Below are 5794 nucleotides of genomic sequence, written 5' to 3'. Positions count from 1 at the left end.
GGCTCCAGGCCCGCGACTGCATATGCCGCGTCCCGCGCGCCGGAGACGCGGCTTAGGTTCCTCGCCGCGTCGAAGTAGGCCGCCTCGGCCGCCCCAATGGAGCGCTCCATCCCCTCGGCCTTGGAAAGGACGTCCGCGACGCTCTCGCCCCTGGACTCGGCGATGCCCTCGAGGGCCCTCTCGGCGATCGTTCCGGCCTGGACCGCGCTTGCGTCCTCGTACGTCCAGGCCGCCTCGCTCTTGCCGCCGACGACGCCGCGCATGGCCTCGACCGCTTCCGCGTATCGTGCGACGTCGCGCGCCCACGATCCTTCGACGAGGGCGTCCTGCAGGGCCGTCTCCCTCGACGACATGATCCGCTCGGCGGCGAGCACCGCGGCGCGCCATCCTTCCGTGCGGTCGATGCCGTTGCTGCGCGCTATGGCGGCGATGCTCTCTATGTTGGCCACGCCGAGCTGGCGGCCCTGCCTCAGCAGCGACTCGGAATACGACAGCACCGCTTCGTCGCCTATGCGCTTGCGCGCGGACGCGAGGTCTATAACGGCTTGGGCGTACATGACGCTCTTTATCTCGCACCGGATCCGGGCGGCGGCCGGATCCTGGTTCCTGGCGGCTTCTTCGAGCTGCAGGTTGAGATGCGAGAGGGTGCGGGAGTACGATTCGCCGTCGACTATCCCGTAGATCTCCTTGACCTTGGCCGCGCGCTCGAGCGACTTGATGTTGTCGAGGTGCTGCCAGCGGGATCCCGCCTCCTCGTGCCATACGAGCCTCTCGGTGCCGAGACGGCACTCGACCTTCCCCCGCCTCCTCACGAGGGAGACGTCGTACGTCGCCGGCGTGGCGTCGACGTCGGGGAGGGATACGGACTCGGACGAGTTCCGCTTGATGGCCTCCCCTACCGCGACGATGCCGAAGTTCAGGCCGAGCTTCTGCTCCTTGGCCTTGCGCCCGTTGGAGTCGCAGTACGTCAGCGTCCCTCTCCTGGTTATGGTCACGCTCACGCCCTTGTCGGCGAGGGCCGCCTTGAACTGGTCCCAGCTGCTGGCCGTCCTGCACGCCTTGGCGACGGCCTTCCTGATGGACTCCTTGTAAGGCACGAACCCCTTGGCGAGCATCGCGCACTCCTCCTTCGTCCTGCAGATGCGCATCGTCTTCAAGGGATCTTCCCTGGCGTCGGACGTCCTCATTTTCGGCAACGGCGCCAGGCTGTACTTCTCGGCGAGCTCCTGCGCGACGTTCGCCTGGCGGGCGAGGTCGTCTTTCGCGAAATGCCATTTCCTGCCCGTCTGCGTGTTGAGCGCGTTGATGCAGATGTGCGCGTGGGGTATTCCCTGCAGGCCCTTCTTCAGGCGCTCGTGGTTGTCGTCGTGGTAGACGATGGCGGCCGTCGCTCCGGGGCCGAACGCCTTCACCACCCACTCCTTCGCGTACGCCCTGAGCGTGTCCAGATCGATGCCGTCCTCGGGGTCTGGCGCGAGCACGTAGTGGCGGTAGGTGACGGCCTTCCCCTCCCTTCCGCCCGTCCTCCTGTCGCATCCGGCGGCACGCCTGAGGTCGTCCATGTACCGAGCCCAGTCGCCCTGCGCGCTCGGAGGGATCCCGACGAAGTCCTCGGCGAGGGCGCGGTCGAACTCCGCGCCGTGCCCGTCGTGGAGGTAGCCGGCTATGCCCTTCGCCGCCACGCGGAGCGTGTCGGCCTCGCTTATCTCGCCCATGCGGCGCTTGCGCCTGTCGTCCTTCGACCCCTTGCGCAGGTAGTCCATGACGCCGGCGCAGCCCGTGTGACCGGTTATGGTCTTGAGCATCGGCATCGCTAGCGCTCCCCCGCTGCCCGGTCGAGCATCAAGGAGGCCTCCATCAGCCGGTCGCTCCATCCCTGCAGGGCCTTGGCCGTGGGCGCTAGCGAGGCTCCGATAGACGCCGCCTCGAGCTCCCACGCCACCGATTTCATCGCCCTCGAGGCTGATTCCAGATCGGCGTCGGCGGCACCTTGGAGGCCGGCGGAGATGAGCTCCCGGACGTAGGAGCCCCGCACCCTTGAGGCGTCGGGCTTCCCCGCCCTGCGCGCGTAGTCGGCGCAGTCGCGGTCGAGCTTCGCGCTCAGGTCGGCCGAGAGCCTGACGTTGAGGTAGCCGCCGTCGAGCGCTTCCTGCTTCTTGTAGCCTTTGGATCGCGGCAACCGGCTTCCTTCCTTCAATGCGTTTCGAGCGCAGCGAGCGAGCGTTAGCGAGGGGCGGCCCGGCCGCCCGTCGGCGCAGCCGACCCGTGCCTGTACGGCCCGGAGGCTTGCCTCCGGCTTACGCGCCGCGTGCGGCGCGTTCCAGGGTTCGGGGCGGAAGCCCCGTGCACGTTGTAACGCAAAATTTATTTTGTGTTACAACGTGCGTCTCTTGCTAACCTCCCTACAGAGTTTAACGTGCTGCGCGGCCTAGCGCAAGCGCGGGTTCGGGCCGATGGGCGCGGGTGGCTTTGCACAGGCTTTCCCATGAAGGGACCCTACGCGGATCCCGTAATGGAGGAAGGGTGTGTGAAGCCACCCGGTGGATGCTCGGGGCGAGCATCCACCGGGCCGAGCGGAGCGCCTTCTGGCGCGACGCGAGGCCGACGTCGCGATTTTCGGGAGCCGGCCTCCTGGCGGCGAAACGGCGGCGCGGTCGTTGCCGCGCCGAGTGTGGGCAGGCGCTCGCGGCTGTCCACACTTCCGGCGAAGCCGGCATTGCAGGTTGGGGTTTCCTCTTCCTGGTTTCAGGGTCTTTCAACGTCGACAAGGCTTTCCATAATCGAGCGGTCTTTCGATTGTGGAAAGGCGTACTCGCCTGTTCGTGTTCCAGGGTTTCGGATTGGTTGGTTGGCTTAGTTTGGAGGGCGGTCGATCTCGAAGAGCCCCGCTGCTGCGGCCCTTTTTGCCCGGCTCTTAGAGAGCCGGGCAAAAGGGCTTCGGGCCCTAGCATATTGGCCGCGCCGTCCGCTCAGAGCGGCCGGCGCGGATACCCTTCTTTCTCGCTTTGGCGTTTAGGGGTTCTTGGTTTTTGGAGCAAGAAAGCGCGCCTTCCCACAATTCGGTCGCCGCAAAGAGCGCGGCGATTTTTTCCACAACGCCGATCCCGGCGCTACGGAATTAATCCCTAGCGGTTCCTTCGCGCATCGGCGTTGTGGAAAAAACCTAATCGGCCGAATTATGGAAAGCCTTGTCGACGTTGAAAGACCCTGAAACCAGGAAGAGAAAAACCCCGCATTGAAGGAGAGGATGGCCGCCCCAAAAATGGGCGTCTAAACGACGGAGGGCCATCGCAGGCCCTCCGATTCCGCCTTTGCCGATCCAGGAAGCTTGCGAGGGCGAAAGGCTATATAGAAAGGTTCTCATTGCCCCCGCCGGAGCAATGAGAACCAACAAGACACCGCAACGTTTTATCGGGATGCGACCGTCTCGTACTTGTCGAGGTATTCAGCCAACGCATCGCGGTATATCTCGGAGGGCTTTACGCCCCTGCTCTTCGCTATGCGGTTCGCTCTCTGCACCTTCTCGCACGGGTAGACAACGGTGACGCGCTTCTTGCCCACTGCGTCGAGGTGGGAACCGCTGTACACCTGTCCGTCCTCGTGTGGGTAGTCTCCGCGCTCATAAGCGGCGGCGCTCTCTTCGATCCATTCGTTGGTCAAACCATACTTGGCCGCAAGTTCATCTACGTTCATTGATTTCACCTCTCCATCCTTAGCTCTCGGAGCGTCTTGGCGCTCGGCGGGATCATCGCGTGGTAGACAAGGAAGCTGTCGATATCCTCATCGTAGACATAAACGAGCTCGATGAATCTTCCTTGCGTATCGAACCCTACACCGACCCACTCGCCGCTCTCGCGGCGCGTGTAGCTCACCATCCCTCGCACGGCATCGTAAACGTCTTGGGGTTTTATCTCCGGATGACGCTGCTCGATTCTCGGGTGTATGTCGATGTGGCTCATTGCCGTCCTTTCTGCATGGTATGAATAATATCATACTATTTACTCTTTTTCCACCCGCCGCCCTTGCTCCAAGGATGCGCCGCTAGTGTCTCGGCCCAGTAGTTCATTTATCAGCAGCCGTTCATCGACGTGGTATTTAGGGAGGGGCATCCACCAGCACCACGCCGGACGATTGTCTTCATCATCACTTGGGCGAGTGCTCTGAACATGCAACAGGATGTTAGGGATCAATTTGTAGCGTCCATGATTAAAACGGGATGTCTTCGTCGTAGACGGATGCTGTAGAATCAGGCGAAAGGGACGACGGGATGGCTGCGAATTCCGCGTTGGCGTCGTAGCCGTCGGTCTTATTACGGCTGGACATGAACTCGAGCTCGTCGACGATCACCTCGATCTTGCTGCGCTTCTGGCCCTCGCGCTCCCACTGGCTCCAACGGAGCTTGCCCTCGATGGACACTTTGGTGCCCTTGCTGAGGTAACGCGAAAGACTTTCGGCGCGCGCGCCGAACATCGTGCAGTCGATGAAGTTCGGATAATCCTCCCACTCGCCCGTCTGCTGGTTCTTGCGACGGTCGTTGACCGCTACGCCGAAGCCGAGCACGGGAAGCCCGCTCGCGGTGGAGCGAAGCTCGGGATCGCGCGTAAGGTTGCCGCTGATGATAACTCGGTTAATGCTCATGGTCTTCTTCTTTCAGATTTGGCTGTCTTACGAGATGCCCGGTCTGTTCTCATAGATGCCGAAGTACCCCCTTCCATTCGTGAATAATAACGCAACAAGAAAGAGTGACGGTTAGTGTCCTTCTAACCGTCACTCTTTCTTGTTGGAAACAGGGGCGCAGGGGGCGTAGCCCCCGCTGAACCGCCGTGACGGCTATGGGATGACGTCGAGCACCGTGCCGAGCACCGTGCGCAGACCCTCCCCGAACGAGGCCCCGTTCGACGCCGCGGTGAGGATCGCGCTGGCCAGCAGGCTGAGGGCGGCCACGACGACCAGCGCCACGGCACCCCGCCCTACCGTGTACGCTACGGATTGGGCCCTGGCTGCCATCGTCGGCTTGGGCGCGTCGGGGTAGACGTGCCGGACAACCACCTCCCCCGATCCCGTCTGCACGACGTTCCCCCGCGACGCCTTCAGCTGCGCGTCGATGCGCTGCAGATCCGCCTGCCACGCGGCGGCGTCCTCGAGCCTCTTCGCCTTGACGTCGGCGAGTTCCGCCAAAGCCGCGCGGAGCCTTTCTTCCGCGTCCTCGGCCGTACCGGCCTTCGCCTTCGCGGCGGCGAGCGCTGTCTCGAGCTCGCTCGAACGCGCCCGGGCATGCTCAAGATCCTTCGCCAGGGACTCCGAGTCGAGGGCGGCCTCCTTGGCGGCGTTCTCCGCTTGCGCCGCGCGCTTTTCGGCGGCCTGCAGCTCCTCCGACAGCCTGTCCGCGAGCGAAGAGCGGCGCGAGAGCTCCGATTCCGCGTCGTCCAGGAGGCCGGCGAGCCGTTCCCGTTCCTTCAGGACGTTGGCGTACAGATCCCGCTCGTCGGAGATGTTGGAGATCAGCTCGGACATCCCGTTGTCGAGTTGCCGTACCCTCCTCTCCGCTGCCTCCGTCTTGCTGCGCGCGGTGTAGAGCTCGTCGGTAAGCGCGGACACCTTGTCCTGGAGCATGGAGAGCGCTCGGGCTGCTTGCTCGCTTTCGGAGCTTGCCGACACGAGGTCTTGCTCCGCCTTTGCGCGTCTCGCCTCGCTCCGCTCGAGGGCGGCCCTGGCCTCCTCCGCCTCCGTCTCGGCGGCTCCCTTGGCGACGGCGAAGGAGGCGGCGTCGCGCTCGAGCGAGCCCAGCCGGGCG

At 63.9% G+C, this 5794-nt stretch carries 5 protein-coding genes and 1 pseudogene; all 6 read right to left on the bottom strand.

All coding sequences use genetic code 11. The annotated features are described in order from the left end of the window. The coding region (locus tag GPA_RS16805) for a relaxase/mobilization nuclease domain-containing protein (RefSeq protein WP_049784270.1) at nt 1–1811 on the bottom strand (1811 nt) is incomplete at its 3' end. Between the two features lie 2 nt (nt 1812–1813). Continuing rightward, nucleotides 1814–2179 carry a hypothetical protein gene (locus GPA_RS08840; RefSeq protein ID WP_021409100.1) on the bottom strand — a complete coding sequence of 122 codons (366 nt, stop codon included), beginning with the start codon at nt 2177–2179 and terminating at the stop codon, nt 1814–1816. Between the two features lie 1229 nt (nt 2180–3408). Beyond that, nucleotides 3409–3693: a ribbon-helix-helix domain-containing protein gene (locus GPA_RS08835; RefSeq protein WP_015539653.1), complete on the bottom strand. Its 285-nt coding sequence runs from the start codon at nt 3691–3693 to the stop codon at nt 3409–3411. 5 nt (nt 3694–3698) lie between these two features. Next, a complete protein-coding gene (locus GPA_RS08830) occupies nt 3699–3959 on the bottom strand; it encodes a hypothetical protein (protein WP_015539652.1) in 261 nt (86 codons plus the stop codon). A gap of 247 nt (nt 3960–4206) precedes the next feature. Next, complete coding sequence (locus GPA_RS08825) at nt 4207–4638, bottom strand: single-stranded DNA-binding protein (protein ID WP_015539651.1); 432 nt, start codon at nt 4636–4638, stop codon at nt 4207–4209. 192 nt (nt 4639–4830) lie between these two features. Continuing rightward, nucleotides 4831–5794, bottom strand: a pseudogene (locus GPA_RS08820) (hypothetical protein); the annotation flags it as partial.

This window comes from Gordonibacter pamelaeae 7-10-1-b (assembly GCF_000210055.1).
In the GTDB taxonomy this organism is placed as follows: Bacteria; Actinomycetota; Coriobacteriia; order Coriobacteriales; family Eggerthellaceae; genus Gordonibacter; species Gordonibacter pamelaeae.
This window is presented reverse-complemented; position numbering and strand designations above follow the sequence as displayed.

Excerpts from the sequence above, each read along its gene's own strand:
- GPA_RS08835 (WP_015539653.1), bottom strand. The coding sequence starts at position 3,693 with ATGAACGTAGATGAACTTGCGGCCAAGTATGGTTTGACCAACGAATGG.
- GPA_RS08830 (WP_015539652.1), bottom strand. The coding sequence starts at position 3,959 with ATGAGCCACATCGACATACACCCGAGAATCGAGCAGCGTCATCCGGAG.
- GPA_RS08825 (WP_015539651.1), bottom strand. The coding sequence starts at position 4,638 with ATGAGCATTAACCGAGTTATCATCAGCGGCAACCTTACGCGCGATCCC.